Raw genomic sequence first — 21,658 nt, forward strand, 5'->3', positions numbered from 1 at the left:
TGCCTGGCCTACAGCAGCCTGTGATCGGCTTCGTGCCGTTCCAGCGCCAGTTCGATCAGGCGCGTGATCAGCGTGGTGTAATCCACGCCACTGGCGCCCCACAGCTTCGGGTACATGCTGATGCGGGTGAAGCCTGGCAGCGTGTTGACCTCGTTGATGACGACGCGCCCATCGTCGGTCAGGAACACATCCACTCTGGCCATGCCGGCGCACTCCAGCGTCTGATACGCCTGCAGGGCGATCTGCCTGATCCGCTGCTGGGTGGCATCATCGATGTCGGCCGGCACCACGACGTCGGCGCCGTTCTCGTTGAGGTACTTGGTGTCGTAGGCATAGAACTCGTCGTGCACCACCACTTCGCCACACACGCTGGCCTGCGGCTGCTCGTTGCCGAGCACCGCACATTCGATCTCGCGGCCGGCCACGGCCGCTTCCACCAGAACCCTGTGGTCGTAGCGCAGCGCCTGTTCCAGCGCGGCCGCGAAGCCGGCGGCGTCCTTGACCTTGCTCACCCCCACCGACGAACCCTGGTTGGCCGGCTTCACGAACAGCGGCAGGCCGAGCTGGGCGATGACGCCGTCGACATCGATGTTGGCAGCCTGGTGGCGGCGGATGCACTGCCAGGGCGCCACCTGCAGGCCGGCATCGCGCAGCAGGCGCTTGGTCACGTCCTTGTCCATGGCCACGGCCGAGCCCAGCACCGGTGAACCGACGAAGGGCAGGTTGGCCATGCGCAGCAGGCCCTGCAGCGCGCCATCCTCACCCAGCGGACCATGCACGATCGGCAGGACAACGTCGATCTGGCCGAGCACGGCAGCCGGATCGGCAGGCTGCAGCTGCGCCTGTCCGGCCCCCGGGCGCACCGACAGCGCGACGCCGGACCGGTGCAGCGCGATGCGCGCCGGATCATCGGCGTTGAGCAGGAAGCTCCCGGCCTGGCTCAGATGCCATCGGCCCTGCTTGTCGATGCCGATCAGCACCGGCTCGAAGCGCTCGTGGTCGAGTGCGTCGAGGATGTTCTTCGCCGACTGCAGCGAGACTTCGTGCTCGGAGGACGTGCCACCGAAAATGATGCCGACCCGGGTCCTGCTCATGGGCAATGCGATGTCCTGGACGTTGCGTGGCCCCACAGCATGAACCTTCCTTCGCCCGGCAGGTGAGGCGGAGATGAACCCGCACCCATCCGCGCTACCCGGCCCAAGCCCGGCACCCACGAAGGTAGAATGGGGCCATGGCTCTTTCCCTGCTCAAGTCTCTCAAGCCGGTCGCCGGCCGTGCCCTGCAGATCGCCCTGAACCGCGCCCTGGCACTGGATCCGGATACCCGCCACGCGTTGGCCGGTCTGGATGGCCGCCATATCGATCTGACCCTGGAGGCTCCCTCGCTGGCCATGCGCATCAGCGTTGACGGTGACCAGCTGCGGGTGGGGCCGGTGGATGCACAGGAAGCCGATCTGGCCGTACGCAGCAGCCTGTCGGGGGTGCTGGCCCAACTGCCGCTGCTGGCCAATGCCCGGCGCGCCGACAGCACCGGCAAGGGACGCGTGCGCGTGGCCGGCGATGCCGAGCTGGCGCGCCGCCTGCAGCAGCTGGCCAAGGGCTTCGATCCGGACTGGCAGCAGCCGTTCGTCAGCGTGTTCGGCGAGGTGCTGGGCGTACAGGTGGCCAACACGCTGCGCGGCGCGCTGCAGCACGCCCGCCAGAGCGTGATCGATCTGGCCCACAGTGCAGCCGAATTCATTACCGAGGAATCGCGCGACGTGGTGCCGCGCGCCGAGCTGGACGCGTTCCACGACGATGTGGATGTGCTGCGCGATGATGTCGAGCGCCTGGGTGCACGCGTGCAGCGCCTGCGGGGTGCGGCATGAAGGCGGTGCTGCGGGCCAGCCGCATCGGCCGGGTGATCCTGCGCTACCGCCTGGACGACCTGCTGCAGGACACGCCGGCCGAACGCTGGCTGCGCCTGGCCAAACCCTTCGTTCCGCGGGCCTCGGCCGACATCGCCGCGCAATCGCGTGGCGCACGCCTGCGCCTGGCGCTGCAGGACCTGGGTCCGATCTTCGTCAAGTTCGGGCAGATCCTGTCGACCCGCCGCGACCTGGTTCCGCCGGACGTGGCCAACGAACTGACCCTGCTGCAGGACCGGGTCAAGCCGTTCGACGGCGACACCGCGCGCCGCATCGTCGAGGACGCGCTGGGCCTGCCGGTCAGCGAAGCCTTTGCCAGCTTCGATACCGAACCGCTGGCGTCGGCCTCGATCGCGCAGGTCCATGCGGCCACGCTGGCCGATGGCCGCCAGGTGGTGGTCAAGGTGCTGCGCCCGGGCATCGAGAAGCAGATCGACGCCGATATCGCCCTGCTCAATTCACTGGCCACGCTGGTCGAGCGCACCCACCCGCGTGCCGACAAGATCCGCCCGCGCGAAGTCGTGGCGGAAGTGGAGAACACCCTGGCCGCCGAGCTGGACCTGCAGCGCGAAGGCGCCAACGCCAGCGTCCTGCGCCGCTTCTGGGAGAACTCCGACGACCTGTACGTGCCGGAAGTGATCTGGAGCCACACGGCCGAGCGCGCGCTGACCCTGGAGCGCGTGTGGGGCATTCCCTCCGATGACATCGTGGCGCTGGACGCCGCCGGGATCGATCGCAAGGCGCTGGCCGCCAAGGGCGTGCGGGTGTTCTACACCCAGGTGTTCCGCGACAACTTCTTCCACGCCGATGCGCATGCCGGCAACATCTGGGTCGACCCCGATCCGGCACGCCGCAGCGATCCGCGCTTCATCGCGCTGGACTTCGGCATCATGGGGCAGCTGTCGCAGGAAGATCAGTACTACCTGGCCGAGAACTTCATGGCCATCTTCAACCGCGACTACCGCCGCATCGCCGAGCTGCACGTGCAGGCACGCTGGATGCCGGACCACGTGCGCATCGACGACCTGGAAGCGGCGGTTCGCTCGGTGTGCGAGCCGTACTTCACCCGCCCGCTGTCGCAGATCTCGCTGGCGGAAGTGCTGATGAAGCTGTTCCGCGTGGCACAGCGCTACCAGCTGACGCTGCAGCCGCAGCTGATCCTGCTGCAGAAGACCCTGCTGAACATCGAAGGCGTCGGTCGCCAGCTCGACCCGCAGATCGATATCTGGGCGGTGGCCAAGCCGGTACTGGCGAAGATCCTGCGCGAGCGCTACAGCCCGCGCAGGGTGATGCGCGAGCTCGGCAAGCGCCTGCCGGAAATCATGACCCACGCACCGGACATGCCCCGCCTGGTGCATGCCTGGCTGACCCAGCAGGTGGAGGGACGTCACGAGCTGGCGATGCGCTCGCGCGATCTGGTATCGCTCGATGCCAGCGTGCAGCGCCTGCAGAAGCATGCGGTCGGTGCCATCACCGGCGTCGGCCTGCTTGCCATTGCCGCCTTGATGTACGTGCTGCAGCCGCCCGGCTGGTACTGGGGCGACCTGCCGATGTGGAGCTGGCTGTCGGGCGCGGTGGGTGTGGCCGCATTGGCCCGGGCGTGGTGGAAGTAGCCGCCGTGCTGCAGGCGCTCAAGGACGAACTGGTGCGCTTTGGCGCCGACAACGATGCGCGCGAAAGCGAGCGGGCCCGGCGCATGCTCAACATCACGCCGGATACCGGTGCGCTGCTGTCGCTGCTGGTACGTTTCGGACAGGCCCGGCGCGTGCTGGAGATCGGCACCTCCAACGGCTATTCCACCCTGTGGCTGGCCGAGGCTGCCGCTGCCATCGACGGCCACGTGACCACGCTGGAGTACGCTGCCGACAAGGTGGCCCTGGCCGGCGCGACCTTCGCCCGCAGCGGCCTGCAGGCGCATATCACCCTGGTCCACGCTGACGCTGGGGCGTGGCTGGCGCAGGCGGCCGATGCCAGCATCGACCTGCTGTTCCTCGATTCGGATCGCGAGCAGTACGCCGGCTGGTGGCCGCAGCTGCGCCGCGTGCTGCGGCCCGGTGGCCTGCTGGTGGTGGACAACGCGATCTCCCACGCCGAACAGATGGAGCCGCTGCGTGCAGCACTGGTGGCCGATCCTGATGTCAGCGTCAGCCTGGTGCCGGTGGGCAACGGTGAACTGCTCGCATTGCGCAACGTTTGACTGCCTCGCGGCACAAACCCGGGGTCAGATCCCTTTTCCGCAGGAAAAGGGATCTGACCCCATACAGGCCGCCCGTATAATCGCGCGGTGAGCACCGAACCCGATACCCTCGCCGCGGTCGAGACCGACACCGCCCCCCTTCGGCTCCTGCACCTGGATGAACGCCTGGCGGTGGTCGACAAGCCGGCCGGGCTGATGGTCCATGACAGCAAGCTGGCCCGTGGCGAAGAAGATTTCCTGGCCGATCGCCTGCGTGAGCAGCTCGGGCGCCCGATCTTTCTGGTGCATCGGCTGGATCGTGCCACCAGTGGCTGCCTGCTGCTGGCCTTCGACCGTGACACCGCCAGTGCGCTGGGCAAGGCCCTGATGGGCGGCGAGGTGGCCAAGGACTACCTGACCATCTGCCGCGGCTGGCCGGCCGAGGCGTCCTGGCGGGTCGACCACGACCTCGACGGCGGCCCCGGGAAACCGGTCAAGAAGCCTGCCATCACCGACTTCCAGTGCCTGGCTACCGGCGAGCTGCCGGTGCCGGTCGGCGAGTTCGCCCGTTCGCGCTATGCGCTGCTGCGTTGCCAGCCGCAGACCGGACGGTTCCGGCAGATCCGCCGGCATCTCAAGCATCTTTCGCACCACATGATCGGCGACACCAGCCACGGCGACGGCCGCCACAACCGCATCTTCCGCATGCAGGGGGTGCACCGCATGCTGCTGCACGCCGAGCGCCTGCGTTTTCCGCATCCCGAGGGCGGCACGGTGGATGTGCGGGCGCCGCTGGACCGGGAATTCCAGAAGGCACTGGACCTGTTCGGCTGGCGGGTGGAGTGAAGGCAGCGCCGGACCCTGTCCGGCGCCTTCCGCCACGCAGCGGCCGCGCGTGGCACTCGCCGGGCATGGCCCGGCGCTACCGCCTCACTTCTTTTCGGGCTCGTTGACGATCGCTTCCAGATCCTTCTGCAGGTCGGCGAACAGCGGCTGCATGCGCGACTGGATGGCCACCATCACGTTCTGCATCAGCGCCGGGGTCTTGTCGAGCAGACTCTGGCCCGCCGGGCTCTCGTAGAACTCGGCCATCGCCAGCACGTCTTCCTTGCTGAAGGTCTTCTTGTAGAGATCCACGTACATCGGCCGCAGCTGCTGCCATGACAGGGCCTGGCGCAGGGTCTGGCTGGTCCGTGCCTGGATGCGCTTGAGCTGCTCCTGCTGCTGGGCATTGAGCTGGCGCTGCGACGCGACCTGCTGGAACTGCTGCTGCTGCATCGCCTCGATCTGCGGCAGCATGGTGTCGATCATGCTCTGCGCGCGGGAGGCCGACAGCAGGCGGTTGATGTCGCCGTCGGTCGGCGCGGCGGCCAGGACCGGGGCGCTGGCCACGGCAAGCGCCAGCAGAAGGGCAGCACGGCGCAGCAGGGCGGGCAGGGTGGATGCGGAGCGGATCATGCGAAGCTTCCTGCGGTACATGGGACGGCCAGCATACCCGCTGGCAAGGCGAAGGCGGCGTGTTCGGTGCCTGATCGGCGGCATACGGCGCGCGATGCCGCACTCCGCCACGTGGCTGCCGTTACAATGCGCGGATGGGCAGTGGACCGGTCACCATCAGCGCGCAGCTTGAGATCCCCGACGGCGAGATCGTCGAGCGTTTCGTGCGTGCCAGTGGTGCCGGTGGCCAGAACGTCAACAAGGTGTCCACCGCGGTGGAACTGCGTTTCGACGTGGCCAATTCGCCCTCGTTGCCCGAACCGTTGCGCGCGCGCCTGCTGGCGCGGCGTGACCGGCGGATGACCGGCGAAGGCGTGCTGGTCATCGACGCGCAACGCTTCCGGACCCAGGATCGCAATCGCGAGGATGCGCGCGAGCGGCTGGCGGCCTTCATCCAGGCCGGGTTGAGCGTGCCCAAACCGCGCAAGGCCACCAAGCCGACCCTCGGGTCGAAACTGCGTCGTCTGGACGCCAAACGCGGGCGCGCGCAGATCAAGCGCGGGCGCTCCTCACGTGACTGGGAGTGATTGCTTGAACAACCCGACTCCGTTGCTGCCGGCGATCCCGCCGAACATGCCGCAGGTCAGATCCAACCCGTTCCTGCGCTGGCTGGCGCGCTGCACCCTGCGCATGGGCGGCTGGAAGGTGGTCGGCACCCTGCCGGACATCCCGAAGCTGGTCTTCATCATCGCCCCGCACTCGTCCAACTGGGACGGGTTCTGGGGCATGGCGGCCAAGATCGCACTGGGCATGAAGGTCAAGGTGCTGGGCAAAGCGTCGCTGTTCTGGTGGCCGCTGGGCCCGCTGCTGCACCGGCTGGGCGTGATCCCGCTGGACCGCAGCTCGCCGCAGGGAACCGTCGGCCAGGCCGTGGACCTGATCCGCAACAACGACAGGATGTGGTTCGCGATCACCCCGGAAGGCACCCGCAAGGCGGTCAAGGAATGGAAGGCCGGATTCCTGAAGATCGCGCGGATGGCCGACGTGCCGATCCTGACCGCCTATTTCCATTATCCGGAGAAGGTCATCGGCGTCGGTCCGCTGTTCCATCCCACCGGCGATGACGTGGCCGACATGGCCGCCATCCGCGAGTTCTACCGGCCCTGGATCGGCAAGACCCGCGGTACGGTCTGAGCCGGCCGCCAGTGAAGGTCCAGACGCCACGTCCGGCACATGCCGGGCGAGCGCGACAGGAGTAGGGTGGACGGTCGGCATCCCATCCCGTCTGCCCAAGGAGCGTTTTACATGTCGCGTACCGTAGTCCTGGCCGCCGCCATCAGCCTGGCGCTGGCGGCCTGTTCCGGCAAGGAGTCCACCCCCGTGTCCGCAGCCCAGAATACCCCGGCCCAGCAGCCGGCCGATGCCTCCACCAACCCGCTGCTGAGCGCCAGCACGCTGCCGTTCCAGGCGCCGCCGTTCGACAAGATCAAGGACAGCGACTACCTGCCGGCGTTCGAGGAAGGCATGCGCCAGCACCTGGCCGACGTGCGCAAGATCGCCGACAACAGCGAGCCGGCCACCTTCGACAACACCATCGTGGCGATGGAGCGCAGCGGCGAGACCCTGACCCGCGTGTCGCGCATCTTCTTCGGCCTGGTGCAGGCCGATACCAACGATGCGCGCCAGAAGATCCAGGAAGAAGTCGCGCCGAAACTGGCCGCGCACCAGGACGAGATCAGCCTCGACCCGAAGCTGTTCGCACGCGTGAAGTCGCTGTACGACCAGCGTGACACGCTGGGCCTGGACCCGGTGCAGAAGCGCCTGGTCGAGCATTACTACGACGGCCTGGTGCGTGCCGGTGCGCAGCTGTCCGACGCCGACAAGGCCAGCCTGCGCAAGCTCAACGTGGAAGAGACCACGCTTTCCACCCAGTTCCATACCCGCCTGGTCGCCGCCACCGCAGCCGCTGCCGTCATCGTGGACGACAAGGCCAAGCTGGCCGGCCTGGATGAGAACGCGATCAACACCGCAGCTGCCGATGCGAAGGCGCGCAAGCTTGACGGCAAGTTCCTGCTGCCGCTGCAGAACACCACCCAGCAGCCGGTGCTTGGTTCGCTGAGCGACCGCGACCAGCGCGCCGCCGTGCTAAAGGCCTCGGAAACCCGCGCCGAGCGCGGTGATGCCAACGATACCCGCCAGACCGTGCAGCGCCTGGCCCAGCTGCGTGCGCAGAAGGCCAAGCTGCTGGGTTTCGACACCTTCGCCGACTACCAGCTGGGCGACCAGATGGCCAAGACCCCGGCCGCCGCGCTGAAGCTGCTGACCGACACCGTGCCGGCTGCCACCGCCAAGGCACGTGCCGAAGCCGGCGAGATCCAGAAGGTGATCGACGCGCAGAAGGGCGGTTTCCAGGTTGCGGCCTCGGACTGGGACTTCTACGCCGAGCAGGTACGCAAGGCCAAGTACGATCTGGATGAGTCGCAGATCAAGCCCTATTTCGAGCTGGACAACGTGCTGCAGAACGGCGTCTTCTACGCCGCCACCCAGCTGTACGGCATCACCTTCAAGCCACGTACCGACATTCCGACCTACCACCCGGACATGAAGGTGTACGAAGTGTTCGACAAGGACGGCACCTCGCTGGCCCTGTTCTACACCGACTACTTCAAGCGTGACAGCAAGTCCGGCGGCGCGTGGATGGACGTGTTCGTCGAGCAGGATGGCCTGACCGGCGCCAAGCCGGTGGTCTACAACGTCTGCAACTTCACCAAGCCGGCCGAAGGCCAGCCGGCGCTGTTGAGCTTCGACGACGTCACCACCCTGTTCCACGAGTTCGGCCACGCCCTGCACGGCATGTTCTCGAACGTGAAGTACCCCTCGATCGCCGGCACGGCCACCTCGCGCGATTTCGTCGAGTTCCCGTCGCAGTTCAACGAGCACTGGGCGCTGGATCCGAAGGTGTTCGCCAACTACGCCAAGAACTACAAGACCGGCGAGCCGATGCCGCAGGAACTGGTCGACAAGATCCTCAAGGCGCGCAGCTTCAACCAGGGCTACGCCACCACCGAGTACCTGTCGGCTGCGCTGCTGGACCTGGCCTGGCACACGCAGAAGGCCGATGCGCCGCTGCAGGATGTCGGAGCCTTCGAAGCCAGCGCGCTGAAGAAGTTCAAGGTCGATCTGCCGCAGGTTCCGCCGCGCTACCGCACCACCTACTTCGACCACATCTGGGGCGGTGGCTACTCGGCTGGCTACTACGCCTACTTCTGGGCGGAAGTGCTCGACCATGACGCCTTCCAGTGGTTCACCGAGAACGGTGGCCTGACCGCGGCCAATGGCCAGCAATTCCGCGACAAGATCCTCTCGCGCGGCAACAGCGTGGAGCTGTCGACCCTGTACCGCGATTTCCGCGGCAAGGACCCGTCGGTGGAACCGCTGCTGAAGTTCCGCGGGCTGAAGTAAGAAAGCGAAAACGGCGGGGGCGACCCCGCCGTTTTTCTTTCTGTAGCGTCGAGCCATGCTGGGCGTTCTTCTGTAGAGCCGAGCCCATGCTCGGCTGATGTTTCCTGGAAAGGCAGCCGAGCATGGGCTCGGCTCTACAAACAGCGTTACGTCCCCACGTGCACCCGGTTCGCCTGTTCGGCAAGGCCCAGGTGATCCAGTGCGATATCCAGCGCCAGCACGTAGCTCTGCGCGCCATAGCCGGCGGCGATGCCCAGGCGCTGGCCGATGCCGGCCGGCAGACAGGGCTCAGCCACCGCGCCGTCGTCATGCACCTCCACGTAGGCGTTGTGCAGATAGGGCAGCAGGCGCTGCAGACGCAGGCTGCCGGCACACGCGCCGGGATCGAGCAATGTCACTTCGCCGCGGCTGTGATCGGCCACGCGCAGGGCATCCAGCAGTTCCTGTTCCGAACCGCAGGCACGGATGGCCACGCTGGTGCCGGCATCGATCGCACGGTGTACCAGCGACTTCAGTACCGGTGCCGGCAGCGGCAGTGCGGTACGGATCAATGTGCCGGCCGCTTCCGGGCCGCGGATGATGAAGATCGACATGGCTCAGCCCTCCTGCGCCAGGCGGCGGCCGACGATGGCCAGCGACAGCGGATAACCGGCCTGCTGGCTGCGCTGGTCGACCACCACCGCGGCCGGCCCATGCTGCAGGCGCAGGCGCGCGTCCAGGCCGGGTTGGCGGGCGCTCTGCAGCTCGATGTACTGCGCCGGCAGCCGCTCCAGGGCGGCCTGCAGCGCGCTGCCCTCGGCCTGCCATTGCGCCTCGTCGGCCACGCCCACGTCCAGCAGTACCCAGTCGGCCGAGCGCGCCTGCGGCTGGCACAGGCACTGGCGCACTTCGGACAGGCTGGCGCAGTCGCTGCACAGCACGCGGTGGCCGGACAACTGCGCCGGCAGCTGCGGACGCGGTGCCGATGAAGAGGCGTGGCGGATCACCAGGAGGGTCATACAACACCTTGCGGAAAGCGCCGTTCGGCGCGGTGGGCAGACGATGCGCGCAGTGCCCGTAAAGGTGCGATGCCGGGCGCCGGGCCCGGGCGTAAAACCTGCGTAACCCTGCATCGGCAGCGCCGGGCCATGCCCGGAGACCACATGGCGCGGCCGTTCCAACACTCGGCCGGGCATGGCCCGGCGCGACCGGGAACCTCTTGCACCCGGATGGGGTCTGAAGACCCTGCCACCCCATCGGAACCTGACATGGATGCTGTTGCCCGACCGCCGTTCCCGCAACGCGCTCTCGCCTGGCTGAAGAAGGAGGCGCTGCCGCTGCTGCTCATGCTGGGCCTGCTCGCCGCCGCCCGCGACACCCTCGCCAATCATTACGTGGTGCCCAGTGGCTCGATGCAGCCGACCCTGCAGCCCGGTGACCGGGTGGTGGTGGACATGCGTGCCTATGGCCTGCGCCTGCCGTTCACCAACACGTCCCTGCTGTCCACCGGCCAGCCGCAGCGCGGCGAGGTGGCGGTATTCGATTCGCCTGCCGACGGCACCCGCTTGATCAAGCGGGTCGCCGCCGTGGCCGGCGACCACGTGCAACTGCACGAGGGCCACCTGAGCATCAACGGCCACCCGCTGCAGATGGCCGACCTGCAGGACGTGGAGGCCTTCGGCAGCCGCCGTGCCCGCCTGGACCTGGACATGGGCGGTGGTCCCGACATTGCGGATCTGGTGGTACCGGCCGGCAAGCTGCTGGTACTGGGGGATCATCGCGGCAACAGTTTCGATGGCCGCTTCTTCGGCTTTGTCGACGCCGACAAAGTCTACGGGCGCGCGGTGGCCGTCTACTACCGCCGTGGCGATGGCTTCCAGTGGCAGCACCTGTGAGCTGAATCGATACGTCAGGGATATCAATCCTGACTTTTCAGGTTATGGATCGACTGGGTGGACGGGCCTAGTCTGGGGCCCGTTCTCTCCACCCCGGCCGCCCCCAACGGCCCATCGATCCCATGACTGGCGAAACCGCCGCGGCCCCCGAACGTCGCTTCCCTCCTGCCGATTCCAGCCCCGAGACGCGCATCCAGCAGGGCACGCCAGCGTTCCGCCGCACGGCGGTCGCGCTGTTCCTGGCCGGCTTCTCCACCTTTGGCCTGCTGTACACGGTGCAGCCGTTGCTGCCCGAGTTCAGCCGCCACTTCGGCGTCTCCGCCGCCGGCAGCGCGATGTCGCTGTCACTGACCACCGGCACGCTGGCCGTGGCGATGCTGCTGGCCGGGCTGCTGTCCGACGCCGTGGGCCGCAGGCCGTTGATGATCGTCGCCCTGCTGGCCTCGGCCATCCTCTCGCTGAGTACCGCCCTGGTCGATGACTGGACCACGCTGCTGGTGCTGCGCACCCTGCTGGGCCTGGCCCTGAGTGGCGTGCCGGCGGTGGCGATGACCTATCTGGTCGAAGAAATGGACAGCCGCGCACTGGGCCTGGCGATGGGCCTGTACATCGGCGGCAACGCGATTGGTGGCATGAGCGGGCGCCTGCTCGCCGGCATCATCGCCGACCATTGGGGGTGGCGCTGGGGCATCGGCGTGGTCTCGATCATCGCCGTGGCCAGCACCGTGCTGCTGTGGCTGCAGCTGCCGCCATCGCGGCATTTCCAGGCCCGTCGCGGCGGACTGCGCCAGCTGCCGTCGCGCTGGCGCACGTTGTTCGCCGATCCCGGCCTGCCGTGGCTGTTCGCCACCTCCTTCGTGTTGATGGGCGTATTCGTCACCCTCTACAACTACCTCGGCTATCACCTGCTGGCGCCGCCGTACCACCTCAGCCAGACCGTGGTCGGGCTGATCTTCAGCGTCTACCTGGTCGGTACGTTCAGCTCGGCATGGATGGGCCAACAGGCCACGCGGTACGGCCGTGGGCGCGTCCTGTCGATCTCCTTCGTGCTTATCGGTGCCGGCATCGCGCTGCTGGCGATGCCGTGGCTGACCACGATGGCGCTGGGCATCGCGCTGGTGACCTTCGGCTTCTTCGGCGGTCATTCGGTCGCCAGCAGCTGGGTCGGCAGCCGGGCGGGCATGATGCGCGCGGAAGCCTCGGCACTGTATCTGTTCGCCTACTACCTGGGGTCGAGCGTGCTGGGCGGTGTGGGCGGGCTTGCCTACGCCGCGTGGGACTGGCTGGGGGTGTGCGCGTTCGCGGCAGTGCTGACCCTGCTTGGCGGTGGCATCGTCTGGGCGTTGCAGCAGCGCGCCCCGCAGCCGGTGACGGCCTGATGCTCGTCGGGCATGGCCCGGCGCTACCGTTTCGACCCTGACCGGGTAGCGCCGGGCCATGCCCGGCGAGCGCGCAGCGCGGCGCTTCACTCTTCGGCGAATGCGCCGCGCAGCAGGCCGGCGAAGTTGCGGATCAGCGGCGTCACTCCCTCACGGCGCCATGCCAGCTGCACCTCCGAGTGCGCGCCGGCATCGGCCAGCGCGACAAAGCGCGCGCCTTCCACCCGGATGTGGTCGCACGAGGACGGCAGGATCGCCGCACCCAGGCCTGCCGCCGCCAGGCTGATCAGCGTGGACGCCTCACCGGCTTCCTGCACGATGCGTGGAGTGAATCCGGCAGCCGCGCACAGCGCGATCATGTGGTCATGGATGCCGGCGCCGGCACTGCGTCGAAAGGCCACAAACGGTTCCTGCGCGAACGCACGCAGCGACAGCGTCCCCTGTTCCGGGAGCCGGCGCAGGGCAGGGTGGTCGGCATGCACGATCAACGCCAGCGGATCGACGAACAGGCTGTGCGCAACCAGTTCCGGCGGCAGCGCGCGCTTGCGGATGATGCCCACGTCCAGTGAACCGTCGAGCAGGGCGTCGATCTGCTGCAGCGTGTTCATCTCGCTCAGCTGCAGCCGCACCTGCGGATACTGCTGGCGGTAGCGCAGGATCGAGCGCGGAATCTGCGGCGACAGCGGTGTGGCCCGGGTCAGCCCGATATGCAGCTCACCCTGTTCGCCGCGCTGTGCGCGCTGCACCTCGTCCACTGCCGTCTCCACCTGCTGCACGATGGCCCGCGCGCGTTCCTGCAGCAGTTCACCGGCAGGCGTCAGCTGCACGCGGCGATGGCTGCGCACGAACAGACGCGCCCCGATCAGGTCCTCCAGCTGGCGGATCTGCTGGCTGAGCGGCGGCTGCGACATGCCCAGCCGCTCGGCCGCCTGGCCGAAGTGCAGGGTCTCGGCAACGGCAAGGAAATAGCGCAGGTGGCGCAGTTCGATGGACATGCGCCCAGTCTATTCATCGCCAGCCGTGAATGGGGTCAGATCCGTTGTCCGCAGGAAAACGGATCTGACCCCCGAGGTAGCTGTCATCCAGGTGCAGGGCGGCAGCCCTGCAAACCAGAACCCCCTCACCGCTCGGAATGCCCGCTCTGGTCGTAATCGCGCGGGCTGAACAGTTCCGGCTGGATCAGCTCGATGAACGCTCGTGCCTGTGCCGACAGCGCCTTGCCGCGGCGCACGATCACGCCATAGCTGCGCTCCGGGAACCAGCGCTTCATCGACCGCGCCGCCAGCCGCTCGTGGTCGGTCTCGTTCAGGCACAGCGCCGGCACGATGGAAATACCCATGCCCATCGCCACGTACTGCTTGATTACTTCCCAGCCGCCCACCTCGAGGGCGACGGTGTACGCGATGCGATGGCGCTGGAACACCTGGTCGACCAGACGGTAGGTGATCTGCCGCTTCGGCGGCAGCACCAGCGGATAGCGGGCGATGTCGGCCAGCTCCAGCTCCGCGCCCCGGGCCAGCGGATGGTCATGCGGCGCGATCAGCACCTGCTCGAAACGATAGGCCGGGGCGTAGCTGAGGTCGGCGGGCACGTCGGTCATCGAGCCGATGGCAAGGTCAGCGGCGTCCTCGCGCAGCAGGTCGGTGCCGTCCGCGCTGATCGCGTTGTGCAGGGTCAGGCGCACGTCCGGGTGATGCATGCGGAAGCGCTCGACGATCTTCGGCAGCAGGTACAGGATGGTCGAACTGTTGGCCGCGATGTTCAGTTCGCCCGCATCCAGCCCGCGCACCTTGTCGCGGAAGCGCGCCTCCAGCCCGTCCAGGCTCTCCACCAGCGGTTGCGCCATTTCGTACAGCAGCTGGCCCTCGCGGCTGGGCACCAGGCGGCGGCCGCTGCGCTCGAACAGCGGTACGCCCAGCTCCCGCTCCAGCGCCTGCAACTGCAGGCTGATGGCCGGCTGGCTGACGAAAAGCGCCTCAGCCGCCCGTGAGACTGAACCCAGACGCACGGTCTGGCAGAACGCTCGCAAGGGTTTCAGGCGGTCGGATTTGTAGGAAAAACGAGGACTTGGCGAGCTGCGCGTGGTCATGGCGTAACGAGTATTAGCACAATTTATGTAAAGCATTGCAAAAACTGTTTTGCCAAATACTGAGCGCCAGCGGCACGGTGGAGATGTTCCCCACTGCTGGAGTCGTCCCATGTCCGCCGTCGCTTCCGCTGTTCCCTCCCCCGCCGCCAAGGCCACGCCCGGCATCGCCCTGGCGACCCGGGTGGCCGGCCAGGACACCCTGCTGCCGGCGCCGCTGCTGGCCCTGCTGGTGTCGCTGCACCGGGCGGTGGAGCCGGGTCGGCAGGCGCGGCTGCAGGCTCGCCGTGAGCGCCAGGCGTTCTTCGACCGCGGCGGCCTGCCGGACTTCCGTGAGGACACCGCCGCGATCCGCAGCGGCGACTGGACCGTCGCACCGCTGCCGGCCGCGCTGCAGGACCGCCGCGTCGAGATCACCGGCCCGACCGATCCGAAGATGGTCATCAACGCGCTGAACTCCGGCGCCAAGGTGTTCATGGCCGACTTCGAGGATTCGACCTCGCCGACCTGGCGCAACCTGCTGGCCGGGCAGCAGTCGCTGGCCGCTGCGGTGCGTGGTGACCTGGAGTACACCGCGGCCAATGGCAAGCACTACACCCTGCGCCCGTACGACGAGCAGGCCGTGCTGATCGTGCGCCCGCGTGGCTGGCATCTGGACGAGAAGCACGTCCGCATCGATGGCCAGTTCCTGGCCGGTGGGCTGTTCGACGCGGCGGTGTTCGCCTTCCACAACGCCCGCACGCTGCAGCGCAAGGATCGTGGCCCGTACTTCTACCTGCCCAAGCTGCAGAGCATGGAAGAGGCGGCCCTGTGGGAGACCGCGCTGTCGCACATCGAAGGCATGCTGGGCCTGCCGCACGGGCAGATCAAGGTGACCGTGCTGATCGAAACGCTGCCGGCGGTGTTCGAGATGGACGAGATCCTGCACGCGCTGCGCGACCGCATCGTCGGCCTGAACTGCGGGCGCTGGGACTACATCTTCTCTTACCTGAAGACCTTCCGCCGCCACGCCGACCGCGTGCTGCCCGAGCGCGGCCAGGTGACCATGACCCAGCCGTTCCTGAAGGCGTATTCGGAACTGCTGATCCAGACGTGCCACCGCCGGGGGGCACATGCGATGGGCGGCATGGCGGCGCAGATTCCGATCAACAACGACGCCGCTGCCAACGAGCAGGCGATGGCGCGTGTGCGTGCCGACAAGCTGCGCGAGGTGAGTGCAGGCCATGACGGCACCTGGGTCGCGCATCCGGCGCTGATTCCGGTGGCGATGGCGATCTTCGACGAGCACATGCCTGCGCCCAACCAGCACCACGTCCTGCGTCAGGACGTGCGCGTGGGCCGCGACGAACTGATCGCGCGTCCGCCGGGCACCATCACCCGCGCCGGCTTCGAGGGCAATGTCGAAGTCTGCGTGCGCTACCTGGCCGCGTGGCTGGACGGCAACGGTTGCGTGCCCATCCATCACCTGATGGAAGACGCGGCCACCGCCGAGATCAGCCGCAGCCAGTTGTGGCAGTGGTTGCACACCCCGGGCCAGCAGCTGGACGACGGCACTGCCATCGACCTGGCACTGCTCGACACCACCCTGGCGCAGTTGCCCGCACGCCTGGGTGATACCACGGCGCTGCCCGGCGGCGCGCGCATCGGCGAAGCCATCGCCCTGCTTGGCGAACTGAGCCGCAACGATGAACTGACCGACTTCCTGACCCTGCCGGCCTACGCGCGCATCGACTGATCCCCGCGCCCGTTTCCACGCCGCTTCCCTTCCCGCTGCACGCACCACTGAACTGGAGAAAGACATGAGCACCCTGCCCACTGCCGAACAGATCCAGCACGACTGGGATACCAACCCGCGCTGGGAAGGCATCCATCGCAACTACAGCGCCGCCGACGTGGTGCGCCTGCGCGGCACTGTCCATATCGAGCATTCGCTGGCCCGGCTGGGCGCGGAGAAGCTGTGGAAATCGCTGCACGAGCGCGAGTTCGTCAACGCGCTGGGCGCACTGACCGGCAACCAGGCCATGCAGCAGGTCAAGGCCGGCCTGAAGGCGATCTACCTGTCCGGCTGGCAGGTGGCGGCCGATGCCAACCTGGCCGGGCAGATGTATCCGGACCAGTCGCTGTATCCGGCCGATTCGGTGCCGGCGGTGGTCAAGCGCATCAACAACACGCTGCTGCGCGCCGACCAGCTGCATCACGCTGAAGGCAAGGACGACATCGATTTCCTGCAGCCGATCGTAGCCGATGCCGAGGCCGGCTTCGGTGGCGTGCTCAATGCGTTCGAACTGATGAAGGCGATGATCGAAGCCGGCGCCGCGGGCGTGCATTTCGAGGACCAGCTGGCATCGGTGAAGAAGTGCGGCCACATGGGCGGCAAGGTGCTGGTGCCGACCCGCGAGGCCATCGAGAAGCTCAACGCGGCGCGGCTGGCGGCCGATGTGCTGGGTGTGCCGACCCTGCTGGTGGCGCGCACCGACGCAGAAGCGGCCGACCTGCTGACCAGTGACATCGACGGCAACGATAAGCCGTTCACCACCGGCGAGCGCACCGTCGAAGGCTTCTACAAGACCCGCAACGGCCTGGAACAGGCCATCAGCCGCGGCCTGGCCTATGCACCGTATGCCGATCTGGTGTGGTGCGAGACCGGCAAGCCGGACCTGGAGTTCGCGCGCAGGTTCGCCGAAGCCATCCATGCGAAGTTCCCCGGCAAGCTGCTGGCCTACAACTGCTCGCCGAGCTTCAACTGGAAGAAGAACCTGGACGACGCCACCATCGCCAAGTTCCAGAAGGAGCTGGGCAGCTATGGCTACAAGTTCCAGTTCATCACCCTGGCCGGTTTCCACGCGCTGAACTACGGCATGTTCAACCTGGCCCACGGTTACGCGCGCCGGCAGATGAGCGCCTTCGTCGAGCTGCAGGAGGCGGAGTTCGAAGCGGCCGAGCGCGGCTTCACCGCGGTCAAGCACCAGCGCGAGGTCGGCACCGGTTACTTCGACGCGGTCACCCAGGCGATCCAGCAGGGACAGTCCTCCACCACCGCGCTGACCGGTTCGACCGAAGAAGAGCAGTTCCACAGCGAACGCGCGGCCTGATCCAACGGTGGCCGTGCGATCGGCTGCCGACACCGCTCAGGGTGGCCAGGGAAGGGCCAGACAACGCCGGCCGGTCGGGGGACCTGCCGGCGTTGTTGTATCCCCTCGGCCCGGTCCCGCATGGCATCCGCGTCAATCGGGCGCACGCCTCGCCACGCAACTTGGCCCAAACCCTGTGAAGACGGGCATCAGCTTGATCCGGCAGGAATTTTTACGGACAGTCGTGCTCCCAAGGTGCAGCCCCCGGTCTCCACGCACCTACCGGCTGTCGATTCGTAAAAATGAGATAGGGCGCACACTTTAAAGCGGTGCTATGCTCCGCGGCTCACCAGGGGACGCTGGCGGCGGGTGCAGGGAATGACCGGCAGGGGTGCGGCCGAGAACACTGATGCAACGACCGGTATCGCCCATGTGGCGATGGCCGAGATCGTGCATGCGCTGCTGTCCGATGCCGAGGTCGCATTGTTCGCCAGATTCGGCCGGCCGCGCCGGCTCGAAGCCGGGCAGTGGCTGTTCCAGCGCGGCCATCGTGGCGAGCGCATGTACGTGATCCTGGAAGGCCGGATCGAACTGGATTTCGGCGAGGATCTGGTGATCAAGGTCCTCGGCCACCAGGAGTTCTTCGGCGAGCTGGGCCTGCTGGTCGGCGATCACCTGCGCAGTGCCGGTGCACGTGCGCTGGTCGATTGCCAGGTGCTGGAACTGGGGCCGGCCGATTTCCAGCGTCTGGTCGATGCCGATCCAGGGCTGGTGGCCTACTTCCTGCGCCGTACGATCATGCGCGTGCTGACCAACGAGCAGGCCCTGATCAGCCAGCTGCGGCGCCGCAACCACGATCTGGAAACGGCGCTCGACAATCTGTACATCACCACCCACCAGCTCACGCACACCCGTGAGCTGGTGCGTACCGACGAACTGACCGGGCTGCACAACCGCCGCGGGCTGACCCTGTACCTGCAGGAGTGCCGGGCCGATGGGCAGGGCGCACCGCAGGGCCTGCTGCTGATCGACTGTGATCGCTTCAAGCAGATCAACGACCGGCACGGCCACCAGGCCGGCGACCGGGTGCTGCAGAGCATGGGCAACATCCTGCGCTCGATGGCCGGCGAACACGACCTGGCCTGCCGCCTGGGCGGCGATGAGTTCTGCCTCATCCTGCGGCGCGGCACCCACGAAATCGTGCAGCATGCCGCCGAGTTCATCCTCAGCGCGGTGCATGGCCTGCTCGAACGCAGCCATGGCACGCCCCATGTGAGCCTGGTGAGCATCGGCGCCAGCCTGCTGGCGCCGGATGCGGACTGGAGCGAGTGGTATGCGCGCGCGGACCGCGCGCTGTACCAGGCCAAGCGCGATGGCGGCAACTGCCTGCGCTGGGTGGACGCGCCGGACGGGCACTAGAGCGGAGACACCGGTGATGAAGGGCGACAAAGGAACGTCGGCGCCACACAACCAGCAGCTGCGCGCGCTGCTGTTCACCGACCTGTGCGATTCGCTGCAGCTGGTTGAGCGGATCGGTGATGTGGCGGCGGCCGAGCTGTTCCAGCAGCATGACCGTCTGGTGCTGGGTCTGCAGCAGCGCTGGAACGGGCAGCTGATCGACCGTTCCGACGGCCTGTTCGTACTGTTCGAGCGCACCATCGATGGCGTCGGTTTTGCCCTGGCCTACCAGACTGCGGTGGAGGCGCTGGGGCGTGAGCGCGGCATCGTGCTGCGCGCGCGTGCGGGCCTGCATGTCGGTGACGTGCTGTTGTGGAACAACAGTGCCGAAGCAATGGCCCATGGCGCCAAGCCGGTGGAGGTGGAGGGCCTGGCCAAGCCGATGGCGGCGCGGCTGATGCAGCTGGCCTGGCCGGGCCAGGTGTTGCTGTCGGCCACCGCCGAGCACATGGCACGGCGCGCTACCTCCACGTTGCCCTGGGCCAGCGAGGCGCTGCGCTGGAAGCACCATGGGCGCTGGCGCTTCAAGGGCATCACCGAGCGCCAGGATGTGTTCGAGATCGGCCTGCGTGGCAGTGCGCCGCTGCGTCGACCGCGCTCGGGCGAGAAGGCATGGCGCGATCTACCCTTGTGGCGGCGTCCCGCGGCTGTGGTCACCGAGGCCGCGCTGGCGGTGACGCTGGGCGTGCTGCTGTGGATGCTGCTGCGCCCGGCGCCGGCCATCGCCTTCGCCGAACGGGACTGGGTGATCCTGGCCGCGGTGCAGAACACCACCGCCTATCCGCAGCTGGACAGCAGCCTGGAGCAGGCGCTGTACATCAGCCTGGGTCAGTCACGCTTCGTCAACATCCTCAGCGAGTTGAAGGTGCGCGACACCCTGCAGCTGATGCAGCGCTCGCCACAGGCACGGCTCGACCGAGGCCTGGCCATCGAGGTGGCCCTGCGCGACGGCGCACGCGCGGTGCTGGTACCGAGCGTGCTCGAGCTCAACGGCAAGGTGCGGGTCAGTGTCGAAGTGGTCGATCCGCACAGCGGCCAGACCGTCTATACGCGCTACGCCGATGGTCGAGGCCTGGAATCGATCCTGACCTCCACCGACCACGTGGTGGCAGCGCTGCGCGCCGACCTGGGCGAAGCGTTGCGTGATGTCGGTCGCGATCAGCGACCGCTGCCCACCGTGGCGACGGCCAATCTCGATGCCCTGCATGCCTACGCCAAGGGCGTCGATGCCACGGCGGCCGCCCGCTACGACGACGCACTGATGTTCTACGAGCAGGCCACCCGGCTCGATCCCGCATTCGCCTTTGCCTATGTGGGGCAGATGACCATCCAGCACGCCAAGGGCAACCTGGAGCAGGCCGCCGTGCTGTACCGAAAGGCGGTCAGCCAGCGTGCCCACCTGACCGCACGCGACCAGCTGTACCTGGACGCGTGGGCAGCGGATTTCGCAGGTGCACCGCCCATGCGCATCGCCGACAAGTGGCGCCTGCTGACCGAGCTGTACCCGGACGACCCGGCCGGTTGGATGAACTACGCCAAGATCCTGTACACCCAGGGCGACTATGACGGCGCCCTGGCCGCAACACAGCCGCTGCTGGCCCGCCAGCATTCTCGGCGTGCACTGGTGCTGGTGTTCGTGGCGCGGGTGCAGCTGGCCCGTGGCGAAGTCGCCGCAGCCGAAGCGGCGCTGCGTGGCGCACGCCTTCATCCGGGCTGGAATGGCGATGGCATGGAGCCGGTGATCGCCGCGCTGGCCGGTGATTTCGAGGCCGCCAATGCCGGCTTTGCGGCGATGCCCGTATCGGGGCCGGGGACGCGCATGCTGCGCGCGGCGGTGCTGGCCATGCAGGAGCGCGCGCACGAGGCAGCCACCGACATGCGGCAGGTGGCTGCCCAGTGCACGACGGTCGGTGGGCTGTGCGACATCTACGCGCTGCAGGCACTGGCCTGGCGCGAACAGGAAGGCGACCACGTGACGGCGCAGGAATACCTGCGTGTGCTGGACCGGGCGCTGGCCGCGGTCGACCGCCGCCATCCTGCGCCAGCGCGCCGCAATGCATTCATCGCCCTGGCGGCGGCCTATCATGCCGCGCGCGCAGGCCACGCCTCGGTGGTGATGCAGCGCAGGGACCCGCTGCAGGCCCTGCCCGAGCGCGACGCGGATCCGCGTCTGCGCGAGCTCTGGAACCTGCTGCGTGCCCGCATGGCCTTCGACCAGGGTGACCTGGACCAGGCGCAGGACCTGCTGGCGCAGCAGCCGTCGGCGAACCTGTTCCAGTGGCGGGTGCTGCAGCTGGATCTGGTGACCGCGCGCGGCGACCAGGCCGCGGTCGCGCGGCAGGCGGCGTGGCTGCAGCGCCACGCCGGCCTGGCATTTGCTGAAGACACCGGTGACTACGCTCTGTTGCCACTGAACGCGATGGACGTGCAGCGGCTGGCGGCAGGCCGCGCCGCCGCAGTGATGCCTGACAAGGGCACGGTGGCCGCGCCCTGAGGCCGGTCTATCGATCCAGGCCGGGCAGGCCATCCTCGAACAGGAACGGCACGGTGAACGAGGCACGCGCGTCCAGCAGCTCCCGCAGGCGCGGAGCGGCCTTGGCGAACTCGGCCTTGCTGCCCAGCGTGGCCAGCGGCGTATGGCAGGCGCGCACGCAGTCTTCATCGGCGCCCAGATCGAGCAGTGCCTGGCCCGGATCAGCGGCGAAAGCCTTGCGGAAGTCATCGTCGCTGGACAGGCGTTCCAGCAGCTGCTGGACGACGTGGGTGGGAAGCGGTGAAGAAGACATGGCGTGCAACCGACGGGCTGGGA

The 21,658-nt window shown here is 67.8% G+C and carries 20 protein-coding genes; 13 read left to right on the forward strand and 7 right to left on the reverse strand.

Annotation, left to right across the window (positions count from 1 at the left end; translation table 11 throughout):
- Window positions 1-8: 8 nt before the first annotated feature.
- The gene (gene ddlA, locus ACZLIF_RS01130) at window positions 9-1,094 is read right to left on the reverse strand and encodes a D-alanine--D-alanine ligase (protein WP_128990714.1); all 1,086 of its coding nucleotides are present in this window, start codon (window positions 1,092-1,094) and stop codon (window positions 9-11) included.
- Between the two features lie 137 nt (window positions 1,095-1,231).
- Here ddlA and ACZLIF_RS01135 point away from each other — a divergent pair, with 137 nt between their 5' ends.
- The 4 genes from ACZLIF_RS01135 (at window position 1,232) to ACZLIF_RS01150 (ending at window position 4,928) form a co-directional block, all read left to right on the forward strand.
- Window positions 1,232-1,867, forward strand: coding sequence for a ubiquinone biosynthesis accessory factor UbiJ (locus tag ACZLIF_RS01135; RefSeq protein ID WP_128990712.1), 636 nt, complete (start codon window positions 1,232-1,234; stop codon window positions 1,865-1,867).
- The gene (gene ubiB, locus ACZLIF_RS01140; RefSeq protein WP_065182047.1) at window positions 1,864-3,519 is read left to right on the forward strand and encodes a ubiquinone biosynthesis regulatory protein kinase UbiB; all 1,656 of its coding nucleotides are present in this window, start codon (window positions 1,864-1,866) and stop codon (window positions 3,517-3,519) included. The genes ACZLIF_RS01135 and ubiB overlap by 4 nt, the downstream gene beginning before the upstream one ends.
- 5 nt (window positions 3,520-3,524) lie before the next feature.
- A complete protein-coding gene (locus ACZLIF_RS01145) occupies window positions 3,525-4,103 on the forward strand; it encodes an O-methyltransferase (RefSeq protein ID WP_128990720.1) in 579 nt (192 codons plus the stop codon).
- Window positions 4,104-4,190: 87 nt separating this feature from the next.
- Window positions 4,191-4,928 carry a pseudouridine synthase gene (locus tag ACZLIF_RS01150; RefSeq protein ID WP_128990710.1) on the forward strand — a complete coding sequence of 246 codons (738 nt, stop codon included), beginning with the start codon at window positions 4,191-4,193 and terminating at the stop codon, window positions 4,926-4,928.
- Between the two features lie 84 nt (window positions 4,929-5,012).
- Here the strand turns inward: ACZLIF_RS01150 and ACZLIF_RS01155 are convergent, their stop codons facing one another.
- Window positions 5,013-5,540 (reverse strand): DUF2059 domain-containing protein, encoded by a 528-nt coding sequence (locus ACZLIF_RS01155; protein ID WP_065174175.1) that lies wholly within the window; start codon window positions 5,538-5,540, stop codon window positions 5,013-5,015.
- A gap of 134 nt (window positions 5,541-5,674) precedes the next feature.
- Here ACZLIF_RS01155 and arfB point away from each other — a divergent pair, with 134 nt between their 5' ends.
- The 3 genes from arfB to dcp all read left to right on the forward strand — a co-directional run bounded on the left by arfB (window position 5,675) and on the right by dcp (window position 8,981).
- A complete protein-coding gene (gene arfB, locus ACZLIF_RS01160) occupies window positions 5,675-6,106 on the forward strand; it encodes an alternative ribosome rescue aminoacyl-tRNA hydrolase ArfB (protein WP_005420755.1) in 432 nt (143 codons plus the stop codon).
- A 4-nt stretch (window positions 6,107-6,110) separates the two neighbouring features.
- Window positions 6,111-6,713: a lysophospholipid acyltransferase family protein gene (locus ACZLIF_RS01165; RefSeq protein ID WP_053518437.1), complete on the forward strand. Its 603-nt coding sequence runs from the start codon at window positions 6,111-6,113 to the stop codon at window positions 6,711-6,713.
- A 111-nt stretch (window positions 6,714-6,824) separates the two neighbouring features.
- On the forward strand, window positions 6,825-8,981 hold the full coding sequence (gene dcp, locus ACZLIF_RS01170; protein WP_065174176.1) for a peptidyl-dipeptidase Dcp: 2,157 nt from the start codon (window positions 6,825-6,827) through the stop codon (window positions 8,979-8,981).
- A gap of 146 nt (window positions 8,982-9,127) precedes the next feature.
- Here dcp and ACZLIF_RS01175 read toward each other — a convergent pair whose 3' ends face one another.
- Both ACZLIF_RS01175 and ACZLIF_RS01180 read right to left on the reverse strand, forming a co-directional pair.
- Window positions 9,128-9,574 carry a hypothetical protein gene (locus tag ACZLIF_RS01175; protein ID WP_053518439.1) on the reverse strand — a complete coding sequence of 149 codons (447 nt, stop codon included), beginning with the start codon at window positions 9,572-9,574 and terminating at the stop codon, window positions 9,128-9,130.
- A 3-nt stretch (window positions 9,575-9,577) separates the two neighbouring features.
- Window positions 9,578-9,979, reverse strand: coding sequence for a hypothetical protein (locus tag ACZLIF_RS01180; protein WP_197600138.1), 402 nt, complete (start codon window positions 9,977-9,979; stop codon window positions 9,578-9,580).
- A gap of 249 nt (window positions 9,980-10,228) precedes the next feature.
- Between ACZLIF_RS01180 and lepB the strand changes: the two genes are divergently transcribed.
- Window positions 10,229-10,855, forward strand: a complete 627-nt coding sequence (lepB, locus tag ACZLIF_RS01185) for a signal peptidase I (RefSeq protein WP_065174178.1) — start codon at window positions 10,229-10,231, stop codon at window positions 10,853-10,855.
- A gap of 122 nt (window positions 10,856-10,977) precedes the next feature.
- Window positions 10,978-12,234, forward strand: a complete 1,257-nt coding sequence (locus ACZLIF_RS01190; protein WP_065182046.1) for an MFS transporter — start codon at window positions 10,978-10,980, stop codon at window positions 12,232-12,234.
- A gap of 86 nt (window positions 12,235-12,320) precedes the next feature.
- On the opposite strand, the gene ACZLIF_RS01195 is transcribed toward ACZLIF_RS01190, so the two are convergent.
- Window positions 12,321-13,229 carry a LysR family transcriptional regulator gene (locus ACZLIF_RS01195; protein ID WP_053520468.1) on the reverse strand — a complete coding sequence of 303 codons (909 nt, stop codon included), beginning with the start codon at window positions 13,227-13,229 and terminating at the stop codon, window positions 12,321-12,323.
- Window positions 13,230-13,354: 125 nt separating this feature from the next.
- Window positions 13,355-14,323 carry a LysR family transcriptional regulator gene (locus ACZLIF_RS01200; RefSeq protein ID WP_053518611.1) on the reverse strand — a complete coding sequence of 323 codons (969 nt, stop codon included), beginning with the start codon at window positions 14,321-14,323 and terminating at the stop codon, window positions 13,355-13,357.
- 109 nt (window positions 14,324-14,432) lie between these two features.
- Between ACZLIF_RS01200 and aceB the strand changes: the two genes are divergently transcribed.
- The 4 genes from aceB to ACZLIF_RS01220 all read left to right on the forward strand — a co-directional run bounded on the left by aceB (window position 14,433) and on the right by ACZLIF_RS01220 (window position 21,343).
- Complete coding sequence (aceB, locus tag ACZLIF_RS01205; RefSeq protein WP_053518609.1) at window positions 14,433-16,055, forward strand: malate synthase A; 1,623 nt, start codon at window positions 14,433-14,435, stop codon at window positions 16,053-16,055.
- A gap of 64 nt (window positions 16,056-16,119) precedes the next feature.
- The gene (aceA, locus tag ACZLIF_RS01210) at window positions 16,120-17,412 is read left to right on the forward strand and encodes an isocitrate lyase (protein WP_128988829.1); all 1,293 of its coding nucleotides are present in this window, start codon (window positions 16,120-16,122) and stop codon (window positions 17,410-17,412) included.
- Window positions 17,413-17,769: 357 nt separating this feature from the next.
- The gene (locus ACZLIF_RS01215; protein ID WP_053518607.1) at window positions 17,770-18,810 is read left to right on the forward strand and encodes a GGDEF domain-containing protein; all 1,041 of its coding nucleotides are present in this window, start codon (window positions 17,770-17,772) and stop codon (window positions 18,808-18,810) included.
- Between the two features lie 16 nt (window positions 18,811-18,826).
- Window positions 18,827-21,343, forward strand: coding sequence for a putative peptide modification system cyclase (locus tag ACZLIF_RS01220; protein ID WP_065182044.1), 2,517 nt, complete (start codon window positions 18,827-18,829; stop codon window positions 21,341-21,343).
- Window positions 21,344-21,350: 7 nt separating this feature from the next.
- On the opposite strand, the gene ACZLIF_RS01225 is transcribed toward ACZLIF_RS01220, so the two are convergent.
- Window positions 21,351-21,635, reverse strand: coding sequence for an NHLP-related RiPP peptide (locus ACZLIF_RS01225; protein WP_053518604.1), 285 nt, complete (start codon window positions 21,633-21,635; stop codon window positions 21,351-21,353).
- Window positions 21,636-21,658: the final 23 nt, after the last annotated feature.

This window comes from Stenotrophomonas sp. 2201_Sma (genome assembly GCF_056486685.1).